Origin of the sequence: Haloarcula sp. CBA1115, from assembly GCF_000827835.1 — an archaeon.
Taxonomy (GTDB): Archaea; Halobacteriota; Halobacteria; order Halobacteriales; family Haloarculaceae; genus Haloarcula; species Haloarcula hispanica.
On the sequence record NZ_CP010529.1, the window covers coordinates 3,027,194 to 3,047,135 of the forward strand.

The following is a 19,942-nucleotide window of genomic DNA, read 5'->3' on the forward strand; positions in this document are numbered from 1 at the left end:
GTGGTGGTGTTGATATCTATATGCCTTCGCTGGTGGTTCACTACGCCTTCGTTGGGTTACTCGCCGCAACGCTGCTGGGTGCTGCATTCGACAAGCGGTCGTTGCTCCTGTCGATACTTGTTGTCACGTTTCCCGATGTAGACGCGTTCGTGGGCCTCTACTGGCAGGCCGGCCACCGGGCTGCGACGACGAACCTCGTCATCCCCGCGGTGCTGGCGCTCCTCATCGCAGTTGACCTGTACGTGCGCGACGACTCGTATATCAGGGGCCGATGGGGGGCCTACGGTGTTCGAGTCAGTTGGTTCTGTGTCGTGGTGTATGCGGTGGGCCACGTCCTGCTTGACATGATTACGGGCGGTGCGAACCTCTTCTGGCCGCTGTACGACCAGTTCTATCAGCTCAGCGGCCATCTGGAGCTGTCGAGCCAGCGCGGCATCGTCCAGACGTTCGTCGAACTGCCCGAGCCGTCCTCTCAGGCTTCCGGTGGCACCGGCACGGGCGGGAGCGGCGGGTCGACCACGCAGTCGATGGGCAACTCCAGCGAGGTACAGATGAGTACCGGCATCGACCCGAATCCGGGACAACCGGAACCAGAAAACGTCGACCGCGTGTTCCCCATCGCCCGAAGCGGCTGGGAACTGGTCGTCCTCGTCGTTGGGACGCTCGCCACCACCGCTCGCCTCGTTATCGGCCACGACCTCCCGGAGGAGTAACGCGGCCGGTCGGCACTGCGTAGCGTTCGTTTTCGAGTCCTTCATATACGCCGTGGCCAACCGGGGAACCATGGGCTTCGAGGTACGCCGACGACTCAGTGTCGCCGACACGGTGACGTTGTTCAACGCCGTCGTCGGGTTCGTCGCCGGAGCCATCGCCTTCACCGACCCGCATCTGGCCGCTCGGCTCATTCTGCTGGCTGTTATCGCCGACGCTATCGACGGGATCGTCGCCCGGAACGGCGACAGTTCGGCGGTCGGCCCGCTGCTCGACTCTGTGACTGACGTGGTCTCCTTCGGCGCGACACCGAGCCTCTTTCTGTACGTGCTGTTGACAGACGCCTACGGCGGCATCGAGTCCGCCCACCCGGCCGTGTTCATCGGCCTCGCCCTGCTCGCCTCCGCGTACGTCGTGTGCTCTATCGTCCGGACCGCGTTCTACTCGACGTACTTCGATTCTCCCGACGAGCGGCCGGGTATGCCGAACACGCTCGGGAGTATCATCATCGCGACGGCGTATCTGAGCGGCGTCACGAACCCGCTCGTGCTGAGCGTCGGCGCGCTCGGCCTCTCGCTTGCGATGATTGCGCCCTTCGACTACCCCAAGCCAGGGCCGAAACACGCCATCCCGATGGGTGTCGTGCAGGCCGTCGCCGTCGTCGCACCAGCGGCGTTCTTCCGGGCTGGGCCGCGGGCGATGCTCGCCATCGCGCTGCTGTTTTTCGCGCTCGGGCCGTGGGTCTACTCCGGAGAGTAACCCCTCTCCAGCCGCTCAGGCCCGCTCAGACCGTGTCATCGATGAACTCCTCTAGGACGTCGTTGAACGTCTCGGCCTGTTCGACCATCGCGAGGTGTGCAGCGTCGGGAATAAACGACACCGCTCCGTCTTGGACCTCGCGGGCCAGTGTCTCGTGATACGCACGCGGGGTCAGTTTGTCGTGTTCGCCACAGACGGCCAGCAGGGGCACGTCAATCTCGCCCAGTCGCTCGCGCACGTCGAAACCGTGACACGTCATGAAGTCGCGGCGGGTCACCGCCTGCCCGACCGCCGCCATCTGCTCGTGGGAGCGCGACACGGCCTCGTAGTCGGTGTCGTGGAACAGGCGGTCCCGTTCGTGCAGGAACTCGACGGCGCGGTCCCAGTCGTCCGCGAGCCACTCCTGTAATCCTTCGAACACCGGGAGTTCGGGGCCGGTCCCCAGCAACACTATCGCCTCGGGCGTCCAGTCCCGCTCCAGTGCGACCCACTGGGCGACGGCCCCGCCCAGCGAGTTCCCGACCAGCACCTCCGCGTCTGTCTCCCGCCCCACAGCGACCACGTCGTCCGCGTAGGCGTCGAGTGTCGTGGTCCCGGCGTCGGTGTCGATATCGTCCGAATCTCCGTGCCCTGACAGGTCCAGTGCGACGGCGGGGTGAGCCGGTCCGGATGGCGCGTACTGACGACCCCACACGCGGTGTGTCGCCCCGCTGCCGTGGACATACAGCGCCGTCGGCCCCGATGCCGCAGGCTGTGTCTGTCTGTACGCCGTGACTCGCCCGTCGTGATTGACCCGTTCCATGCGACACCGTTCGGAAGCGGTGTGGATAAAAGGTTGGCGCGCTCAGCTGAGGTGTGAACCGCATTCAAGCAACTACACTCATTTTTCCGCCGTACAGCGTATTTCGGCGATGGATTTATATACTTGTCACGCTTACTTTGAGTTAGCATGACTTCAGAACAGCAGTTGTTCGACGAGACGCCCCTCCGCCGATTCGAGTACGACGACAGCGTCGTGTTCGCGGCGGACGTGGGACCTGCCGCCGATGCGAGTGTCGATGTGGTCGACGGGACCGTCATCGTCGTCGCAGACGGCCACCAGTACGAACAGGAGATCCCCGCTGGCGACGCACGAGCGTTTATCAACCACGGGGTTCTCACTATCGAACTGTCAGACGGCGAGGGAGATAACTGATGAGACTTACTGTTAAACCACTCAAACAGAAAGACGCTGGCCGTGGCCTCGCGGCGATTGACCGCGCCGCGATGGACGAACTCGAACTCGAGAACGGCGACTACATCGTTCTCGAGGGGAAGCAGGACAGTCGCGCTGTCGCCCGGGTCTGGCCCGGCTACCCCGAGGACGAGGGGAAGGGCATCGTCCGCATCGACGGGCAGCTCCGCCAGGAGGCCAACGTCGGTATCGACGACCCCGTCAACATCGAGAAGGCCGACGTCAACCCCGCGACCTCGGTCACCGTCGCGCTGCCCCAGAACCTTCGGGTCCGGGGCAACGTCGGTCCGATGATCCGCAACAACCTCAGCGGCCAGGCCGTCACGCAGGGCCAGACGGTTCCGGTGAGCTTCGGCCTCGGACCGCTCTCCTCGATGTCCGGCCAGAAGATCCCGCTGAAGATCGCCGAGACCGAGCCCTCCGGCACGGTCGTCGTGACCGACTCCACGGACATCCAGGTCAGCGAGATGCCCGCCGAGCAGGTCCACAGCGGCGAGGGCGCACCTGAAGCGAGCGACACTCCCGACGTGACCTACGAGGACATCGGCGGGCTCGACCGCGAACTCGAACAGGTCCGCGAGATGATCGAGCTGCCGATGCGCCACCCCGAACTGTTCCAGCAGCTCGGCATCGAGCCGCCGAAGGGCGTCCTCCTGCACGGCCCGCCCGGCACGGGCAAGACGCTGATGGCCAAGGCCGTCGCCAACGAGATCGACGCGTACTTCACCACTATCTCCGGGCCGGAGATCATGTCGAAGTACTACGGCGAGAGCGAGGAGCAACTCCGTGAGGTCTTCGAAGAGGCCGAGGAGAACGCCCCCGCTATCGTCTTCATCGACGAGATCGACTCCATCGCCCCGAAGCGTGGCGAGACCCAGGGCGACGTGGAGCGCCGCGTCGTCGCCCAGCTGCTCAGCCTGATGGACGGGCTCGAAGAGCGCGGACAGGTCATCGTCATCGGCGCGACCAACCGCGTCGACGATATCGACCCCGCCTTGCGCCGTGGCGGCCGCTTCGACCGCGAGATCGAAATCGGCGTCCCGGACAAGAAGGGCCGCAAGGAGATCCTGCAGGTCCACACCCGCGGGATGCCCCTCTCCGAGGAGATCAACATCGAGAACTACGCCGAGAACACCCACGGCTTCGTCGGCGCTGACCTCGCGACCCTCACGAAAGAGAGCGCGATGAACGCCCTCCGGCGCATCCGCCCCGAACTCGACCTCGAATCCGACGAGATCGACGCCGAGGTGCTCGAACGCCTGGAGATCAGCGACAAAGACTTCCGCGAGGCGATGAAGGGCATCGAGCCCTCCGCGCTCCGGGAAGTGTTCGTCGAAGTCCCGGACGTCACCTGGGACTCCGTCGGTGGACTCGAAGACACCAAGGAACGGCTCCGGGAGACCATTCAGTGGCCTCTGGAGTACGAAGACGTGTTCGAGTCGATGGACCTCGAAGCCGCGAAGGGCGTACTGATGTACGGCCCGCCCGGCACCGGGAAGACGCTCTTGGCGAAGGCCGTCGCCAACGAGGCCCAGTCCAACTTCATCTCCGTGAAGGGGCCGGAACTCCTGAACAAGTTCGTGGGTGAGTCCGAGAAGGGCGTCCGCGAAGTGTTCAGCAAGGCCCGCGAGAACGCCCCGACCGTGGTGTTCTTCGACGAGATCGACTCCATCGCCGGCGAACGTGGCGGCGGCACGACCGACTCCGGCGTCGGCGAACGCGTCGTCTCCCAGCTCCTGACGGAACTGGACGGGATCGAGGACATGGAGAACGTCGTGGTCGTCGCGACCACGAACCGGCCGGACCTCATCGACGACGCGCTCCTGCGCCCCGGCCGACTCGACAGGCACGTCCATGTGCCCGTCCCGGACGAGGAAGCGCGCCGCGCCATCTTCCAAGTCCACACCCGCGACAAGCCGCTGGCCGACGGCGTCGACCTCGACGACCTGGCCAGCCGCACGGACGGCTACGTCGGCGCGGACATCGAAGCGGTCGCCCGCGAGGCGTCGATGGCCGCGACCCGGGAGTTCATCAACAGCGTGGACCCCGAGGACATCGGCGACAGTGTCAGCAACGTCCGCGTGACGATGGACCACTTCGAGCACGCGCTCTCCGAAGTCGGCCCCAGCGTCACCGAGGAGACCCGCGAGCGCTACGACGAAATCGAGCAGCGCTTCGACCGGGCCGAACCCGGCGTCACTGACGAGAGCACGGCCAGTCGCACCTTCCAGTAGCGACGGTCGGCACTCGATAGCGACGGTCGACACACCGACGCTGATTGTTACGTCTTACAGGCGATTTTCTCGCTGCGTTATTCGTCGTCAGCCCTGTCCAGCGTGATCTCGCGACACTCGTAGGCTTCCTTCGTCGCACCGGCCCCGCCGACAGTGACCGGTCCGGCATCGGTCTCGATAGTGAGTGACCGTTCGGCCGGGTTCGTGCTCGATGCGGGATAGACGACGCTCTGCCGGACGTTTATCACCGGTCCCGATATCGTCGTCTCCGTCCGGTCCGCAGTCGAGATGACCCGAGCGCGAGCAGTGATCGCCGTCCCCGCGCGCAACGCCAGCGCCGCCATGAGTACCGCGAACTGGAACGCGGAGAACGTTCGCGGGAACGCACACACGCTAGCGATGTAGTGTTCCGTCCCCATCAGCCAGTGGGTGCCGAGGAACATCGCGAATTCGTCGTGAGCGAGGTTTTCGTTGTCGAACTCGGTCGCCTGATATTCTGCTATCGAGTCGGTCAGCAGTCCGGAATGCCCAGTGAGTCCGCGCTGGATATCTGCGGTCACGAGCAGTGGGGTAATACCGCTCTCGATTGTCCTGACCGCCGTTGCGATATCCTCGTATGCGGGCGTCGGTGCCGTCGCATCGCCGTGGACCAGTAACAGTACCAGCACATCCCGCTCGATAGCGGCGCTGAGTTGCGGGACAAACTCCGGGAGGGACGATTTCGGGACCGCAACCGTGAGGCTCTCCTCGGCACTGTCGATAAGAGATTGTATCGCATCGATGACTGCCGACTGGGTCCGATGGATTTCCAGCCCCGGTTGTGCCATCATCAAAGGATACGGTGCCGTGTGTATAAATCGTCCCCTGAAATGGGCAATAGCGTCGCTGAGATGGTAGAGGTGTCAACAATGGAGTATTTCGTGGTGTAACTTCTTTATGCGTGTGTCTCCTCGGAAGGGTGATGAAGTCACAGCCCACCGTCCTGTTTGTCCGTAGTCCGAGCCAGGACAGGGCCGCGATTTCGATGCTCCGGGACAGTGATCTCACCGTCCACGAATTCGACGGTGTTCGCGATCTGGAGTGTGCGCTCGGCGACTACGACACGGACTGTGTCGTCACGAACTGCGAAGTGGAGAACCCGGACGGGACACAGTATCTCGGTGGGTTGACCCTTATTGATCGACTGCAACGAAATCACCCCGAACTCCCGGTCGTCCTCTTTGCCGAGGTGACAAACGGCGACATCGCCCGCGAGGCCTACAGCCGCGACGTGTTCGGCTACGTTCCGAGCACAGTGAGCGACGCTCACCAGCGGCTTCTGGCGCGGGTCGACGCCGCCGTCGCTTCCAGCCCGGCCCGTCAACGGGCGAACAAGCGAAAACAGCTCAACGAGGCCGTCCGGCTGGTCAATCAAGCGCTCGTCCGCTCACAGTCGCGGGTGGATATCGAACGCGACGTCTCGGCGGTTCTGGCGGGCACAGCCAGATACAGCGAAGCCTGTACGGTGACCTGTCAGCACGACAGGCCGGTCGTTCGAGCGCTGGGTTCACAGCGGGACCGCGTCTCCATCACCGTGCCGGAGCCGTTGTGCCGCGCCGAGTCGGAGGACCGACTGGTCGTTGCGGATATCGACCCAGCAACGTTCGCAAATGACACAGACGCACTGGAAACGGACTGCGCCCGAGTTCTCGCTGTCCCACTGGTGTACGATGGGACATCGTACGGCGTCCTCGGAGTGTACGCCGACCGCGTCGATATCTTCGACACGGAAGAACAGGACACGTTCCGGGAAGTCGGCCACAACATCGCGCTGGCTATCGACGCGAGCCAGACGAAAGACGCGCTCCAGCAGCGGACGACGGAACTGGAACGACAAAAAGAGCGACTCCGAGAGCTCGCACAGATAATCTCACACGAGCTCCGGAACCCGCTTCAGGCGGCGATGGGACGAGTCGAACTGCTAGCCGCGGAACACGCCGCCGAGGAGTTCGACGCCATCCAGCGCAGCCACACCCGCATGTCGTTTCTCATCGACGACCTCATGGAAATCGCCCGTCAGGGTGGCCGACAGTACACCGTCGAGCCGGTAACACTCTCAGACGTGATGGCGAACGCCTGGACGACGGTCGACACCGACGGGTCGACCATCGAAATCGACTGTACCGAGACGATACTGGCCGATAGTGGCCGACTGTGTCAGCTCGCGGAGAACTTCTTCCGGTTCGCGACGGAGCAGGGCAATACCGAGAAGATAACGATCACGGACACGGTCGACGGGTTCGCCCTCGAACACGACGGCACCCCGTTGGAGACGGGAAACGAGAAACCGTTTGAACTCTACTACGCCTCCAGTGACGAAGGGGTCGGGCTCCACCTCGCCGTGATCCGGGAAATCGCACGCGGTCACGGGTGGGAAACCGCCCTCTCCAACGACTCGACGGGACGGGTCCGACTGGACGTAACCGACGTCGAGCGGCCGGCAGCGAAAACCACGTAGCGACCCCGCCTCGCCGTACGTGACTCGAAACCGTATTTTGCGTCCAGTCCGGAGTTGTGGTATGGATCTTCAGGCTCGGTATCGCGTGCCAGCACTCACTGGCCTGTTGACGGTCGTGTCGCTCGCGCTCGTGTTCGGGGCCGTTCTCGGGGCGATTCCACAGTCCGCTCTCCCGGCTGCGCCCGCGAGCGTACTCGGGGCGATCCCCCACGCCAACGCCGTGGTCAGCGCCCTCGCTATCGGAACAATCGTCGGCGGTATCCGAGCGATCCGCCGCGGCGATGTCGCCCGACACCGGAAGCTGATGCTCTCCTCGTTCGGCCTGTTCGCTCTGTTTCTCGTCCTGTACCTCTACCGGATAACGCTTGAAGGGCCGACGGACTTCACCGGCCCGGCAGTCGTCGAGACGTACTTCTATCTCCCCTTCCTCGCTATCCACATCCTGCTTGCCATCATCGCCATCCCGGCGGTGTACTACGTCCTGCTGCTGGCCTACACGTACCCCGTCTCGGAACTGCCGTCGACGAACCACCCGCGGGCCGGAAAGCTGGCCGCGGGGCTGTGGCTGATCTCCTTCTCGATGGGGATCGCCGTCTACGCGATGCTGTATCTGGTCTGGTAACGTCATAGTGATTATTGCGAGTCAGTACCACATCGACCGCACGACAGCGTGCGGTCGGAGCGGCAACCAGTCGCAATACTCACTATCAGTCGCTCTCCGTTCGGAGCAACCCAAACCACAACATGTCACGCCACGCGCCGTCGAGATACCACTCTTCGCGGTGTGTCCCTTCCTTCGTGAATCCAAGCCGTTCGACCACCGCGACGGAGCGGTCGTTCCCGCCCACAATCTTTGCCGACCACTTCCGGAGCGCCCGCTGGTCGAAGCCGTACCGGACCAGTCTGCCCGCCGCCTCAGTGGCGTACCCCTCGCCCCAGGCGTCCGGGTCAAGCCAGTAGCCCAGTTCGGCTGTGCCCCGCTCCGGGTCGTGGTCAGTCATGGCGACGAGCCCGACCGGTTCGGTTCGGTCCTCGACCCGTCCGGGACTCCCGGCCGGGTCGACACAGACCAGCAGATGAACCGAGTCCTCATTGGAAAGTGTCTCCTCATAGAACGTCTCCAGTTGGTCGGCCGTTGAGGGTTTCGCGTACGTCCCCAGCCCCCAGACCTGTTCGTGGTGGAACACCTGCCGTATCCAGTCGAGGTCGTCGCGGTCTGGTGACCGGAGGGCTGTCCGCTCGGTTTCGAGAAACGCGGGACCAGGCATGGCTGGACGCTCACCCGGAGGCAGTAAAAACGTGATGCCCTTGTGGCCGCTCACAGCCGCCTTAGTCGTCAGCTGGGCGCGACTGCGTGCCGATGTCCGGGCGGGCCACGTCGCGGTCCGTCGCCTCGCCATCAATGTCGTAGGGGTATTCGCCGGTGACACAGCCGAGACAGAGGTCAGACCGGCTCTTGTCCAGCGTTTCCGCGATGGCATCGATAGAGAGATACGACAGCGAGTCCGCCTCGATTTCCTCACGGATTTCCTCGACGGACTGGTTCCCGGCGATGAGTTCATCGCGGGAGGCCATGTCGATGCCCATGTAGCACGGGGCGACGATGGGCGGCGCGCCGATGCGGACGTGGACCTCCTCGGCACCGGCGTCTTTCAGCAACTGAATCAGTTGCGTCGAGGTGGTCCCGCGGACGATAGAGTCGTCGATGATGGTGACGCTTTTCCCCTCGATGGTCGATTTGATGGGGTTGAGTTTCAACCGGACGGCCCGTTCGCGCTCGTCCTGAGTCGGCATGATGAACGTCCGGCCGACGTACCGGTTTTTCATCAGCCCCTCTGCGAACTCGATGTCCGAGCCGTCGTCCTGTGCGGCCTCTGCGTAGCCCGAGGCAAACGCGCGCCCGGAGTCAGGAACCGGGAGCACGACATCGGATTCGACGCCGGACTCCTCCCAGAGTTTCCGGCCCAGTTCGCGCCGGACCTCGTAGACGAGGTTCTCGTCGATGGTCGAGTCCGGTCGCGCGAAGTAGACGTGCTCGAAGAAGCAGTGGGCCGTGTTCTCGGGCTCGACGAGCTGGTAGGTGTCGTAGCCGGTGCCGTCGGCGTGCAAGACGACGAGTTCGCCGGGCTTGACGTCCCGGATGAGTTCGCCGTCGAGCGTATCGATGGCGGCTGATTCGGAGGCGAGGACGTAGCCGTCCTCGAGTTCGCCGATACACAGCGGCCGGTTCCCCTGCGGGTCGCGCACGCCGAGCACCGTCTCGTCGTGCATAATCGTCAGCGAGTACGACCCGTGGATACGGTTCATCGTTCGCTTGACAGCCCGAACCAGGTCCTCCTCTAAGAGATTACGCGCGAGGTCGTGGGCGATGACCTCGGTGTCGCCGTCTGAAGTGAAGGCGTGGCCGAGGTCGGCCAGTTCGTCGCCGATCTCGTCGGCGTTGACGAGGTTCCCGTTGTGGGACAGCCCCAGCGACCCCGACTTGAACGAGACGGAGAACGGCTGGGCACAGCAGGCGTTGACGCTCCCGGCGGTCGGGTATCGGACGTGGCCGATACCGTTCGCGCCGTTGAGCGATTCCAGGTCACCGGGGTCGAAGGCGTCACCGACGAGGCCCATCTCGACGTGGCTGTACTGCTGGAACCCGTCGTGGGTGACGATACCGGCTGATTCCTGACCGCGGTGCTGGAGCGCGTACAAGGAGTAGTAAAGCGGTCGGGCGGCGTCACGGTCCTCCAAAGAGATGCCAACAACGCCGCACTTCTCGTGCATTTGTGTTGAGTGTGTTATTCGCCCGCTTTCGACTGCCACTCGTAGTCACGCCGCTTGGCCGACTTGCCGAAACCGCACGACGAGCAGACCTTCTTTTTCGTGTGATACGACTTTTCGCCACACCGTCGACACTTCGTGTGCGTCGTGGTGTTTTTCTTGCCCTGACTCGGAGTTCCTGCGCCAGTCATGGAGTAATTGAGACGACGTTATCGCCGCGTATAATCGTTGTGTCTTCATCCTCGACGACGAGGTTCATGTGTTGATCGTAGCCGGTGAGTTCTCCTTCAAAGAGTTCGCCACCTTTCAGCTGTACGGTGACTGTCTCACCGAGGGACGCTTCGAGTACATCCAGCGGTCGTCCACTCATGTACGGTTTGGATAGTGACGGGCGCTTAAACGTACCGTTTGTATGGTGGCACGCGCGAGGCCGGTCCGCTTCCCTACACGTCGACGCTAAAGGGCGCTCGGTCGGCCGCTCGGACGGCGAAGCCGGCCAGCAGGTCCGCGAGCGCGTCGAGGTCGTCGGGGTCGATGACCTCGACCGGTGTGTGCATGTAGCGGTTCGGAAGTCCGACGTTGACCGACGGAATCCCACCCCGAGAAGTGTAGAAGGCGTCCGCGTCGGTTCCGGTCCTGCTGCCCGTCGCCTGCAACTGAATGTCGATGTCCTCCTCTTTGCCGGTCTCTCGGAGAGCGTCGACGGCGACCGGATGGTTCGCGCTCCCGCGAGCGACGACCGGTCCCGCACCGAGTTCGACGCCGGTGTCGGCTTTGCCCGGCGAACCCGGCGAGTCCGTCGCGTGTGTCACGTCAGCAGCGATGGCGACGTCCGGCGCGAGGTCGAACCCGACCATCTTCGCGCCCTGCACGCCGACTTCCTCCTGCACCGTGGAGACGGCGTACACTGTCGCCTCTGCATCGGCCTCCGCCGCGCGCCGAAGCCCTTCAGCGGCCGCCCAGATGCCGATACGGTTGTCCATCCCCCGGGCCGCGAGGCGGCCGTTCTCCAGTTCGCTCAGCGTCTGGACGAACGTCACCGGGTCGCCGCGGTCGACGAGTGATTCCACCTCGTCGCCGTCCTCGGCCCCCACATCGACGTGCTGTTCGGCGATCTCCGGCACGGAGTCGTCGTCCGGGTCCCGGAGGTGAATCGCAGTCTGTCCCACGACGCCCGATACCGGCCCGTCGGCTGTGTGAATGGTGACGTGTTGCCCGCGCGAGACGGTCTTGTCCGAGCCGCCGATGCGGCCCAGTTTGACGAAGCCGTCGTCGGTGAGGTCCCGGACGATGAAGCCGATTTCGTCGCCGTGGCCCGCGAGCGCGACGGTCGTGTCGCCACCTTCGACCTTCGCGACGGCGTTGCCGTAGTCGTCCGTTCGGACCTCGTCGGCGAACTCGCTGACGTAGTCGAGCCACACCCGCTGGCTGTCGGCCTCGTACCCCGACGGGCCGGGCGTCGTCAGAAGCGATTCCAGAAACTCGCGTCGTCGTGTGTCCATACGCGGGATAATCACCCCGTGGTCATGAAAACAGCGGACGGCACGCGGTCTGGGACCGTCCCACCGTGGCTCTGGGACCGCCACGGCTAAGAGTCGCGGCGTCGAACTGTCAGTATGGCCGAATTCACTCTCCTCGAACTGCATCTCGACGGCGCTGAGTTCACTGCCAACGCCCCGTTCAGTTCCACCGACGATGACGACGAATCGGAGCGCAAATCACGGTGGTCGCGGTCCCGGACGGACGAGCAGAGCGACGAGACGGACGTTGAGGCTGACGGTGGCCGTAACGTCGGTCGCTTCGCGCTCGCGGTATTCGGTGCCGTCGCGCTCGTCGCGGTCGTCCTGCGTCTGTACCTCGGTGGGTCAGACGGCGACGACAGCGACGAAGCCCTTTGACCTCCTCCCACGCCTGAAGGCGCGGGATTCCCGCGGCACCGCACCGCTAGGTTGGGAGTTTCAGGTTTGTAGCCAGGTCGGCATGACCGGACTCCTGGCGGGGCCAAGCCGCCGTTACTCCTATCCCCGGTATGGGGATTCAGAGTTACCGTGTGTCGGAATCCACAGCCAGCGGCCCGAAAGGGATTCTTTTGGACGTAGCGTGGCCCGAATCCCGATATTATCCGTTTATCTGGGCGGCTGATCCGCCTCGGTGTGGTCATGCATACGGTGTCACCGGTTATAAAACTCCGGCTGAGTGAGGCTACAGGCGAAGCTGCCGGGTTGTCGGCTTCATCCACACCCCTGAAGGGGTGGGCTTTCGCCTTGCTCCCGCTGTAAGGGACAGCGTCCCACTCCACAGCAAGGCCACGAACCGAACGCCGGTGGTCGTTTTCACAGGGAGAAGGCCTATTTTCTCCGGCCACATTTCAGACGTATGGGAATATACCACAGCGTTCAGGCTGTCGCCGGTGCGACCGGTGACGGCCCCATCGACTGGAGTGCCGTCGCCGACGCCGCGAAGGGCGCGACGGACACGGGCGACCTCACCGTCGAGACGCCCGAACGCGACGGCTACGCCACCGACGTTCGGGACGCCAGAGATCGCGTCCGGGAGGTCGGCGAACTCGCCTTCGACCTGCCCGAAACCGTCGAGATCCAGAACCGCCACCACTGGATTGACGCCAACGTCGCCACGTTCAGCCGCGTGATGGAGCCGATTGAACAGCAGGCCGAGTACATCCCCGGCATCGCCCGCGTGGTCAACACCGGGTCGATGGCCGTTGCGCTCTCGTTTCTGGGGAACAACGTCCTGGGTCAGTACGACCCCGTCCTGCTCGCGGACAACGACGCCCACGCGCTGTACTTCGTGCGCCCCAACATCCATCGGGTCGCCGACCAGTTGAACGTCGAGCGGGACCGCTTCCGCCGCTGGATCGCGTTCCACGAGGTCACCCACGCGGCGGAGTTCGGCGCGGCCCCGTGGCTGTCCGACCACCTCGAAACGGCGATGGAGGACGCCATCGACAACCTCACCGACGGCAACATCGACCGGACGACGCTGGGCGAACTCGACACCACGATGACCGCCGTCGAGGGGTACGCGGAACTGCTGATGGACCGCGCCTTCGACGACGAGTACGACGACCTGCGCCGGAAAGTCGACGAGCGCCGGCAGGGGCGTGGCCCCATCGCGTCGCTCATGCGCCGGCTGCTCGGCCTCGGGATGAAGCGCCAGCAGTACGAACGCGGGAAGGCGTTCTTCGACACGGTCGCCGACGCCCGCGGCGTCGCTGCGGCCGGGCGCGTCTGGGACTCGCCGGACACCCTCCCCACCGAAGACGAGATAGAGACGCCGACGCTGTGGATCGACCGCGTCGACCCCTGAAAGCGCTACAGCACACTGCGTGGCCGCACGGACCGCTTATTTCTCCGGTTCTTCCACAGGCGCTTCGATCTTCGCGACGTCGAGGAGGATTTCGCTGTTCGATTCGTCGACGGCGACAACCGTCCCGGCGACGACGAGCTTCGAGATTGGCGTCGGCCCGAGAATGACGGCCTGTCCCTCGCTGAAGTCCTGCACCGAGCTCTGGAGGTGGAACCGGGCACGGCACTTCTCCGGGTCGTGGACGTTCGTGAAGTTGATTTCCTCGACGGTGACGTCGACGCGCTCGTAGTCGTGGGCAACGACGACGCTCTCGGCCTCGTCTATCTGTTGGCGGTCGATTGCGTCGAAGGCCTCGGACGTCGGCTTGTACCCGCCCGTCGGGCCGGGAATGCCTTCGACGAGTCCCAGCGAGGTCAGACTCTGCATCTGGTTCCGTACCGTTCCGGGGTTCCGGTCGATCTCCTCCGCGATTGTCTCGCCGGTAACTGCCTCACCGGTCTGTTGATACCTGTTTACCAGCGTCGTAAGCATTGTTCGCTGGCTGTTGTTCAGATCGATGCTAACCATACCGGTGTGTATCGGGAGCGGCTACTTATCCCATTGGGTTCACTCATTTGAACGCCGGTCGAACTCACAGACGGACCTACTCCATGTATCCCAGTTGTTTCAGCCGGTCTTCGACGGCGTCGCCGTCGTCGCTTCCGAGGGCGTCCTCGATACTGAGTGGGGCACGCTCGCCGACAGCGGGGTCCTGGGGGAACACCGGGAGGACCTCGCCGCGCATGTCCGTCGGCACCGCACAGCCGTGGGCGGCCAGCACCGTCGGCGCGATGTCGAGAATGCTGATTCTGTCGAGTTCGCCCTGCGGCTCGAAGTCCGGCCCGCTGGCGGCGAAGATGCCGTAGGGCGTGTTCTCGGCCGCCCAGCGGTCGGGGCCGCTCTGGACGGTCCCGCCGCCGATGCCGTCGTTGACGTGGACGCCCGGGCGCTGGTCGACGACGACCTCCGGGCCGGCGTCGACGTAGGGGCCGTTGTACACGTCCTCGCCTCTGTAGACGTCCGTGAACAGCGGGCCGTGCTCGTCTTCTACCTCGCGGAGGTCGGCCATGAGCGACTCACGGACCGATTCTACGTCGAACCGGGGGTTGATGTACACCGGCCCCTGCCCGCTGGCGACGACCTTCGTCTGTTCCAGGTCGATGGCTTCGAGCTTTCGGTCCCGTTTGACGCCGTCGCGTTGCGGGACGAGTTGCTGGATGGACTCGGGGACGACGCGGGCAAGTGTGTCGACCAGTCCAGCCCGCTTTGCGACCGCGAGCAGGTTCTCGCGGTCGAGCCCAATTTGCGTGAGAAGCGCGTCGACGCTTGTGTCCCGAACTTGGTAGCCGTTCTCGGCCAGCCACTCGTTGATGTAGAACTCCGTCTGGGTCGCGTCACAGCCGTGGTCGGACATCAGGACGAGGTTCAGGTCCTCGCGGTCGTCGAGTCGGCCGACCCACTCGTCGACTATCTTCCACGCACGCAAGCTCGGCTCGTCGTCCCAGAAGAAGTGATGCAGGACGTTGAGATAGAACAGCGTGACGTGGACGAAATCGAGGTCCCGCTCGTCCATGAGCGTCGTCGCCACCTCGAAGCGCTTCTCTAGCAGGTCCAGAATGGCCTCGACTTCCGCGCCGCGCTCGTCGTTCGAGGACAGCAGCGGGTCCGGGTGGACGCTGTAATCGAACCGTGATTCGAGTTCGTCGGCCAGTTCCGGCGGCGAGGTGTAGCCGGAGCTGATCGACCGGTATTCGCCCTCGACGGCGTCCGGACCCCCGGCGACGACGAGGTCGTCGATGTCCCGCGGCGGGTACATCGTCGGCATGTTGACGACACCGGCCGACTGCCCCTCGTCGTTGAGGTAGTCCCACAGCTCGGCGGTGTCGTAGTCGCCGCCGTTCATCACGTTGATCTCGCCCGCGGCGAGGTCGACGTTCTCGAACCAGAAGACGCCGAACCCGCCCGGGTCTTTGCCCGAGGAGTAGCACTTCCAGTTCGGGAACGTCACCGGCGGCAGACAGCTCTGCGTCCCCGCCCAGGTGCCGGTGTCCCGCAGCGCGGCCAGATTCGGGAGCTCGCCGGCCTCGATCCACGGGTCGAGCAGTTCCCAGCTCGCTCCGTCGAGTCCGACGACGAGGGTCTTCGTCATGGTGAGACGGAGACAGGCGAGTCACTAGTCCCTTTCGCACCCCGTCCAAGGGGTTGGGAACCGACCGGTCGGCTGAAACGGACAACGCGTCACTTTTGAGCGCGCCGCCGGAAGGGCCGGTATGAGCAACCGGTCGGACATCGCACCGGACACCGTCTCGGTCGAGTTGACCGAGGACGGCGTCGTCGTGGAGTACCTCGACGGCCGCCAGGCGTTCTATCACGGCGTCCCAACGGCGGTCGAAGGGAGTATCCAGACTGCGCCGGGAAAAGACACACACGTCCTGATTACCGACGAGACGGAGACGTCGGGCATCCTCGTGTACGTCAACGACCTCCGGACCCACGACGATATTCTCGAAGAGACAGGCGTCGGACGGGTCATCCTCGACGACGGCGAGGAGGACGAACTGTTCCCGGGTGTTACGGTCCGAGACAATCAGATGCGGACGGAAGTAGACGTGGACTACGACGTAACGAACGGCCGCGTGTTCGTCTTCGAGGAGGACGAACTCGGCGAGCGGAGCTTCGAGATCGTCGAGGCGTGATGCCTGTGGTGCGGGTGGCGTGACTGCGAGGGCGAGGGCCGCTACTGGATGTAGGACGGGTCTTCGTCGTCACAGTTCTCCTCGTGCTGGCGCGCGTCGCTCTGGTCGTCGAACATCAGGCCACAGGTCTCGCACTTGTACCAAGTGACCTCGTCTCGCTCGGTTTGGACAACCATACCTGAAATTCCGACGGCCGACCGTATATTATTTTCCCGCAACACAACGGGAACCCTCAAGGGAGTCGGATTGCAAGAAGGCGGCATGAGCGGGTCCACTGACGCCGGTGTCGAACTCACCGTCGAGGGTGCGAACAAGCGCGACGCCGGGCGCGGTATCGCACGACTACCGGAGTCCGCACGGACCGAACTCGGGGTGTTGAGCGGGTCGCCCGTCATCATCGAAGGCGACGACAGAACCGTCGTGAAGGTCTGGCCCGCGGACGACGACGGCTCCTTCGTCCGCATCGATTCAGACACCAGAGCGAACGCCGGGGTCAACATCGGCGACACGGTTACAGTGACCAGCGGGTCGGTCTCCGAGGCCACTGAGATCGCCGTCCAGTCGGTCGAACCGATACCGGGCAGCGAGGACTACGAGAGCCTGGTCAGGAAGCGGCTGGTCGACCAGATAATCCAGGCCGACGAGCGGACCCACATCGAAGGGCTGGGCACGTTCCTCGTTCGCAAGACCTCTCCCTCGGGGCCGGTTCGCGTCACCGGCACGACGGCAGTGACTGTGCTGCCGGGCCTCGACGGTGGCAGCGATGCGGGCCAGTCGTCGTCCGGTGAGGCAACAACGGCGAACACACCGACCGCCGAGACGGAATCGGGGGTGAGCTACGAGGACATCGGCGGCCTCGACGAGGAACTGGATCGTATCCGTGAAATGATAGAGATGCCCCTCTCGGAGCCCGAGGAGTTCCGCCGTCTGGGTATCGACCCGCCCAGCGGCGTGTTGCTCCACGGCCCGCCCGGGACGGGGAAGACCCTTATCGCGCGAGCGGTGGCAAACGAGGTCGACGCCTACTTCGACACCATCTCCGGCCCCGAAATCGTCTCCAAGTACAAGGGCGAGAGCGAGGAACGCCTACGCGAGGCCTTCGAGAAAGCGGAAGCGAACGCACCGGCTATCCTCTTCGTCGACGAAATCGACTCCATCGCCGGCTCCCGCGACGAGGACGCCGACATGGAGAACCGGGTCGTCGCCCAGTTGCTCACGCTGATGGACGGCCTCGAAGACCGGGGCCGGGTCGTCGTCATCGGGGCGACGAACCGCGTCGACGCCATCGACCCGGCGCTGCGCCGCGGTGGCCGCTTCGACCGCGAAATCGAGGTCGGCGTCCCTGGCGAACACGGCCGCCGCGAGATTATGGACGTCCACACGCGGGATATGCCGCTGCACGACGACGTGGACCTCGACCGCATCGCCGCACAGACCCACGGCTTCGTCGGGGCGGACCTCGCGTCGCTGACCACCGAGGCCGCAATGGCCGCGCTCCGGGCCGACCGCGACGACGGCGACGTCCACCAGGACGACTTCGAGACCGCGCTCGCCACCGTCGACCCCAGCGCGATGCGGGAGTACGTCGCCGAGTCGCCGACGGCGACCTTCGACGACGTGGGCGGGCTGTCCGAGGTCAAGCAGACGCTGACGGAGGCCATCGAGTGGCCGCTGTCGTACACTGAGCTGTTCACCGCGACCAACACCGACCCGCCGAGCGGCATCCTGCTGTACGGCCCGCCGGGGACAGGCAAGACGCTGCTGGCTCGGGCCGTCGCTGGCGAGAGCGACGTGAACTTCATCCACGTCGCCGGCCCCGAAATCATGGACCGCTACGTCGGCGAGAGCGAGGAGGCGGTCCGGGAACTGTTCGAGCGCGCCCGCCAGACCGCGCCGAGCATCATCTTCCTCGACGAGATCGACGCCATCGCCAGCCACCGCGGTCAGGGCAACGAAGTCACCGAGCGCGTCGTCTCCCAGCTACTCGCTGAACTCGACGGCATCACCGAGAACCCCAATCTGGTCGTACTGGCTGCGACTAACCGCCGGGACATGATCGACGATGCGCTCCTGCGACCGGGTCGCCTCGAACAGCACGTCGAGGTCCCGAACCCCGACCGTGAAGCCCGCGAGGAGATTCTCGCCGTCCACACCGACGGAAAGCCGCTCGCTGATGACACCGATATGAGGGACCTCGCCGAGGAGACCGACGGCTTCTCGGGTGCAGAACTGGAGGCCGTCGTCCGCGAAGCGTCGATGCTGGCCATCCGTGAGGTGGCGTCCGCCTACGGGCCGGAAGAGGCCACCGAGAACGCCGACGAAGTGGAGATCACGCCAGAACACTTCGGTGAAGCGCTGGAGCGGGAACGGACGCGGTAGCTCGCGTGGCTCGCTGGGAATCTTGGTCGGACTATCCGCTGAGCGGGAGCGCTTCGTCGGTAGTATCCGAAAGACGAGGAGAGGCGAAAGGGTCGACTCCGGGAGAGGAGTGAAAAGGCTGTCCGGACAGCCTTGGCGGACGAGCGACGCCGAGTGGCCGAGCAGCGAGACGGGCGTTAGCGCCGGCATCGACGTGAAAAGCGCCTTGCCGGCAGCTACTCGTAGCGAGTGCACACGCAAAAAAGGCCCGGTGTTCGGTTCCGGCTACGCGTCCTTGTCTGGCGACTCCATGTCCGATTCCTCAGTGGATTCCTGCTGTGGGGCGTCGCTTTCGCCTCCACCGGCACTGTCTTCTGTGGCGGGTTCCGACGCGCCACGTCGGCCCAGCAGCGGGACCGACCGACCGCGAAGGAGCCGTCGGCCACCGACGACTGGGACGGCGAGGACGACGAGCCACGGAGCGAGACTCGCGGCGGTCACCAGCAGCCCACGAGTGAACACGTACACGTCGGTCACTGACGAGAGGAACGCAGCGACAAGCGACCGCTCGTGGTACGGCACCTGCTGGGCCGACGGTTCCGGCGCTGGCTCGTGAATCTCGACGCGCAGCGTCGAGTAGGCGACCCGCTGTTCGAGCGAGCGCTTCTGTGCTTCGAGGCGTTCGATGTCACTCTGAACCGACGACAGTTCCTCTTCGATGCGGAGCAGTTCCGCCGTGCTGTTTGCCTGCTCGTAGAAGGTCCGCAGTCGGTCGCGGCGCTCCCGGAGGTTGGTCAGCCGCGCTTCGAGGTCGACCAGTTTGTCGGTCACGTCTTTCGTGGTCGTTTCCTCGGAGCGCACCGTCCCCTGCTCGCTCACCATCGACTGCGTCGGTTCGTACTCCTCGCTTGGCACTCTGACCACGATGTACCCGGTGTACCACGCCTCGCCGTCGCTGCGGTGGAGTTCGCGGTTGGAGTCGCTCACGTACCCGCCGGACGTGCGCGCCCGAGCAGCGATTGCGTCGGCTGTCGTGGAGTAGTTCTCCACTTCGACCACCATCCGACCGTTGCGGATGATGGCCCGGTCAGCCGCCGCGTCGCCGGCCTGAATATTCCCGCTATCCGCGGCGTTCGCCTCGGAGTCCGCTTCGACGGGTTGGCTCGACCCGCCGTCGCCGCTGGACATCTGTGCGCCGTCACCGCCGCCCTGTGCCTCGCCCGCATCGCCGCTCCCACCCATACCGGTACAACCGGCAAGGAGGAGGAGACCGACGACAGCGAGGACCCTGATTCGCGAAGCCATACGGGTCGTACTC

The 19,942-nt window shown here is 64.6% G+C and carries 21 protein-coding genes; 10 read left to right on the forward strand and 11 right to left on the reverse strand.

Going from position 1 to position 19,942, the window contains the following annotated elements; genetic code table 11:
* The first annotated feature begins 20 nt into the window (after positions 1–20).
* Positions 21–713: a metal-dependent hydrolase gene (locus SG26_RS15140; RefSeq protein WP_023843252.1), complete on the forward strand. Its 693-nt coding sequence runs from the start codon at positions 21–23 to the stop codon at positions 711–713.
* Between the two features lie 70 nt (positions 714–783).
* Positions 784–1,470 carry a protein sorting system archaetidylserine synthase gene (locus SG26_RS15145; RefSeq protein WP_050038016.1) on the forward strand — a complete coding sequence of 229 codons (687 nt, stop codon included), beginning with the start codon at positions 784–786 and terminating at the stop codon, positions 1,468–1,470.
* 25 nt (positions 1,471–1,495) lie between these two features.
* Here the strand turns inward: SG26_RS15145 and SG26_RS15150 are convergent, their stop codons facing one another.
* The gene (locus SG26_RS15150) at positions 1,496–2,272 is read right to left on the reverse strand and encodes an alpha/beta fold hydrolase (RefSeq protein ID WP_050038017.1); all 777 of its coding nucleotides are present in this window, start codon (positions 2,270–2,272) and stop codon (positions 1,496–1,498) included.
* 147 nt (positions 2,273–2,419) lie between these two features.
* On the opposite strand from SG26_RS15150, the gene SG26_RS15155 reads away from it, so the two are divergent.
* Positions 2,420–2,665, forward strand: coding sequence for a hypothetical protein (locus tag SG26_RS15155; RefSeq protein ID WP_014040284.1), 246 nt, complete (start codon positions 2,420–2,422; stop codon positions 2,663–2,665).
* Positions 2,665–4,938 carry a CDC48 family AAA ATPase gene (locus tag SG26_RS15160; protein ID WP_050038018.1) on the forward strand — a complete coding sequence of 758 codons (2,274 nt, stop codon included), beginning with the start codon at positions 2,665–2,667 and terminating at the stop codon, positions 4,936–4,938. The genes SG26_RS15155 and SG26_RS15160 overlap by 1 nt, the downstream gene beginning before the upstream one ends.
* Before the next feature lie 77 nt (positions 4,939–5,015).
* Here SG26_RS15160 and SG26_RS15165 read toward each other — a convergent pair whose 3' ends face one another.
* Complete coding sequence (locus tag SG26_RS15165; RefSeq protein ID WP_050038019.1) at positions 5,016–5,768, reverse strand: TrmB family transcriptional regulator sugar-binding domain-containing protein; 753 nt, start codon at positions 5,766–5,768, stop codon at positions 5,016–5,018.
* 131 nt (positions 5,769–5,899) lie between these two features.
* Here SG26_RS15165 and SG26_RS15170 point away from each other — a divergent pair, with 131 nt between their 5' ends.
* On the forward strand, positions 5,900–7,435 hold the full coding sequence (locus SG26_RS15170; RefSeq protein WP_050038020.1) for a histidine kinase dimerization/phospho-acceptor domain-containing protein: 1,536 nt from the start codon (positions 5,900–5,902) through the stop codon (positions 7,433–7,435).
* A 61-nt stretch (positions 7,436–7,496) separates the two neighbouring features.
* Positions 7,497–8,057 (forward strand): DUF420 domain-containing protein, encoded by a 561-nt coding sequence (locus tag SG26_RS15175; protein ID WP_014040288.1) that lies wholly within the window; start codon positions 7,497–7,499, stop codon positions 8,055–8,057.
* An 85-nt stretch (positions 8,058–8,142) separates the two neighbouring features.
* Here SG26_RS15175 and SG26_RS15180 read toward each other — a convergent pair whose 3' ends face one another.
* The 5 genes from SG26_RS15180 to SG26_RS15195 form a co-directional block, all read right to left on the reverse strand.
* Positions 8,143–8,703 carry a GNAT family N-acetyltransferase gene (locus SG26_RS15180; protein WP_050038021.1) on the reverse strand — a complete coding sequence of 187 codons (561 nt, stop codon included), beginning with the start codon at positions 8,701–8,703 and terminating at the stop codon, positions 8,143–8,145.
* A gap of 61 nt (positions 8,704–8,764) precedes the next feature.
* The gene (purF, locus tag SG26_RS15185; protein WP_050007107.1) at positions 8,765–10,207 is read right to left on the reverse strand and encodes an amidophosphoribosyltransferase; all 1,443 of its coding nucleotides are present in this window, start codon (positions 10,205–10,207) and stop codon (positions 8,765–8,767) included.
* A gap of 14 nt (positions 10,208–10,221) precedes the next feature.
* Positions 10,222–10,395, reverse strand: coding sequence for a 50S ribosomal protein L37e (locus tag SG26_RS20780; protein WP_004517916.1), 174 nt, complete (start codon positions 10,393–10,395; stop codon positions 10,222–10,224).
* The gene (locus SG26_RS15190) at positions 10,392–10,574 is read right to left on the reverse strand and encodes an LSM domain-containing protein (RefSeq protein WP_004517917.1); all 183 of its coding nucleotides are present in this window, start codon (positions 10,572–10,574) and stop codon (positions 10,392–10,394) included. Before SG26_RS15190 ends, SG26_RS20780 begins: the two co-directional genes overlap by 4 nt.
* Before the next feature lie 73 nt (positions 10,575–10,647).
* Complete coding sequence (locus SG26_RS15195; protein WP_050038022.1) at positions 10,648–11,706, reverse strand: M20/M25/M40 family metallo-hydrolase; 1,059 nt, start codon at positions 11,704–11,706, stop codon at positions 10,648–10,650.
* Positions 11,707–11,820: 114 nt separating this feature from the next.
* Between SG26_RS15195 and SG26_RS15200 the strand changes: the two genes are divergently transcribed.
* Both SG26_RS15200 and SG26_RS15205 read left to right on the forward strand, forming a co-directional pair.
* The gene (locus tag SG26_RS15200; protein ID WP_050038023.1) at positions 11,821–12,102 is read left to right on the forward strand and encodes a hypothetical protein; all 282 of its coding nucleotides are present in this window, start codon (positions 11,821–11,823) and stop codon (positions 12,100–12,102) included.
* Positions 12,103–12,580: 478 nt separating this feature from the next.
* Positions 12,581–13,531 carry a zinc-dependent metalloprotease gene (locus tag SG26_RS15205; RefSeq protein WP_014040293.1) on the forward strand — a complete coding sequence of 317 codons (951 nt, stop codon included), beginning with the start codon at positions 12,581–12,583 and terminating at the stop codon, positions 13,529–13,531.
* Between the two features lie 36 nt (positions 13,532–13,567).
* Here the strand turns inward: SG26_RS15205 and SG26_RS15210 are convergent, their stop codons facing one another.
* Positions 13,568–14,098 carry an Rrf2 family transcriptional regulator gene (locus SG26_RS15210; protein WP_023843253.1) on the reverse strand — a complete coding sequence of 177 codons (531 nt, stop codon included), beginning with the start codon at positions 14,096–14,098 and terminating at the stop codon, positions 13,568–13,570.
* Between the two features lie 76 nt (positions 14,099–14,174).
* Positions 14,175–15,719 carry an alkaline phosphatase family protein gene (locus tag SG26_RS15215; RefSeq protein WP_050038024.1) on the reverse strand — a complete coding sequence of 515 codons (1,545 nt, stop codon included), beginning with the start codon at positions 15,717–15,719 and terminating at the stop codon, positions 14,175–14,177.
* Between the two features lie 121 nt (positions 15,720–15,840).
* Between SG26_RS15215 and SG26_RS15220 the strand changes: the two genes are divergently transcribed.
* Positions 15,841–16,266: a DUF5796 family protein gene (locus tag SG26_RS15220; protein WP_050038025.1), complete on the forward strand. Its 426-nt coding sequence runs from the start codon at positions 15,841–15,843 to the stop codon at positions 16,264–16,266.
* Between the two features lie 41 nt (positions 16,267–16,307).
* Here SG26_RS15220 and SG26_RS22000 read toward each other — a convergent pair whose 3' ends face one another.
* Positions 16,308–16,442: a hypothetical protein gene (locus SG26_RS22000; protein WP_004517924.1), complete on the reverse strand. Its 135-nt coding sequence runs from the start codon at positions 16,440–16,442 to the stop codon at positions 16,308–16,310.
* 85 nt (positions 16,443–16,527) lie between these two features.
* On the opposite strand from SG26_RS22000, the gene SG26_RS15230 reads away from it, so the two are divergent.
* Complete coding sequence (locus SG26_RS15230) at positions 16,528–18,645, forward strand: CDC48 family AAA ATPase (protein WP_050038026.1); 2,118 nt, start codon at positions 16,528–16,530, stop codon at positions 18,643–18,645.
* A gap of 264 nt (positions 18,646–18,909) precedes the next feature.
* On the opposite strand, the gene SG26_RS15235 is transcribed toward SG26_RS15230, so the two are convergent.
* Positions 18,910–19,929 (reverse strand): DUF4349 domain-containing protein, encoded by a 1,020-nt coding sequence (locus SG26_RS15235; RefSeq protein ID WP_050038027.1) that lies wholly within the window; start codon positions 19,927–19,929, stop codon positions 18,910–18,912.
* Positions 19,930–19,942 lie beyond the last annotated feature (13 nt).

Coding starts and splice junctions, on each gene's coding strand:
- SG26_RS15140 (WP_023843252.1), top strand. CDS start 21: ATGCCTTCGCTGGTGGTTCACTACGCCTTCGTTGGGTTACTCGCCGCA.
- SG26_RS15145 (WP_050038016.1), top strand. CDS start 784: ATGGGCTTCGAGGTACGCCGACGACTCAGTGTCGCCGACACGGTGACG.
- SG26_RS15150 (WP_050038017.1), bottom strand. CDS start 2,272: ATGGAACGGGTCAATCACGACGGGCGAGTCACGGCGTACAGACAGACA.
- SG26_RS15155 (WP_014040284.1), top strand. CDS start 2,420: ATGACTTCAGAACAGCAGTTGTTCGACGAGACGCCCCTCCGCCGATTC.
- SG26_RS15160 (WP_050038018.1), top strand. CDS start 2,665: ATGAGACTTACTGTTAAACCACTCAAACAGAAAGACGCTGGCCGTGGC.
- SG26_RS15165 (WP_050038019.1), bottom strand. CDS start 5,768: ATGATGGCACAACCGGGGCTGGAAATCCATCGGACCCAGTCGGCAGTC.
- SG26_RS15170 (WP_050038020.1), top strand. CDS start 5,900: ATGAAGTCACAGCCCACCGTCCTGTTTGTCCGTAGTCCGAGCCAGGAC.
- SG26_RS15175 (WP_014040288.1), top strand. CDS start 7,497: ATGGATCTTCAGGCTCGGTATCGCGTGCCAGCACTCACTGGCCTGTTG.
- SG26_RS15180 (WP_050038021.1), bottom strand. CDS start 8,703: ATGCCTGGTCCCGCGTTTCTCGAAACCGAGCGGACAGCCCTCCGGTCA.
- purF (WP_050007107.1), bottom strand. CDS start 10,207: ATGCACGAGAAGTGCGGCGTTGTTGGCATCTCTTTGGAGGACCGTGAC.
- SG26_RS20780 (WP_004517916.1), bottom strand. CDS start 10,395: ATGACTGGCGCAGGAACTCCGAGTCAGGGCAAGAAAAACACCACGACG.
- SG26_RS15190 (WP_004517917.1), bottom strand. CDS start 10,574: ATGAGTGGACGACCGCTGGATGTACTCGAAGCGTCCCTCGGTGAGACA.
- SG26_RS15195 (WP_050038022.1), bottom strand. CDS start 11,706: ATGGACACACGACGACGCGAGTTTCTGGAATCGCTTCTGACGACGCCC.
- SG26_RS15200 (WP_050038023.1), top strand. CDS start 11,821: ATGGCCGAATTCACTCTCCTCGAACTGCATCTCGACGGCGCTGAGTTC.
- SG26_RS15205 (WP_014040293.1), top strand. CDS start 12,581: ATGGGAATATACCACAGCGTTCAGGCTGTCGCCGGTGCGACCGGTGAC.
- SG26_RS15210 (WP_023843253.1), bottom strand. CDS start 14,098: ATGGTTAGCATCGATCTGAACAACAGCCAGCGAACAATGCTTACGACG.
- SG26_RS15215 (WP_050038024.1), bottom strand. CDS start 15,719: ATGACGAAGACCCTCGTCGTCGGACTCGACGGAGCGAGCTGGGAACTG.
- SG26_RS15220 (WP_050038025.1), top strand. CDS start 15,841: ATGAGCAACCGGTCGGACATCGCACCGGACACCGTCTCGGTCGAGTTG.
- SG26_RS22000 (WP_004517924.1), bottom strand. CDS start 16,442: ATGGTTGTCCAAACCGAGCGAGACGAGGTCACTTGGTACAAGTGCGAG.
- SG26_RS15230 (WP_050038026.1), top strand. CDS start 16,528: ATGAGCGGGTCCACTGACGCCGGTGTCGAACTCACCGTCGAGGGTGCG.
- SG26_RS15235 (WP_050038027.1), bottom strand. CDS start 19,929: ATGGCTTCGCGAATCAGGGTCCTCGCTGTCGTCGGTCTCCTCCTCCTT.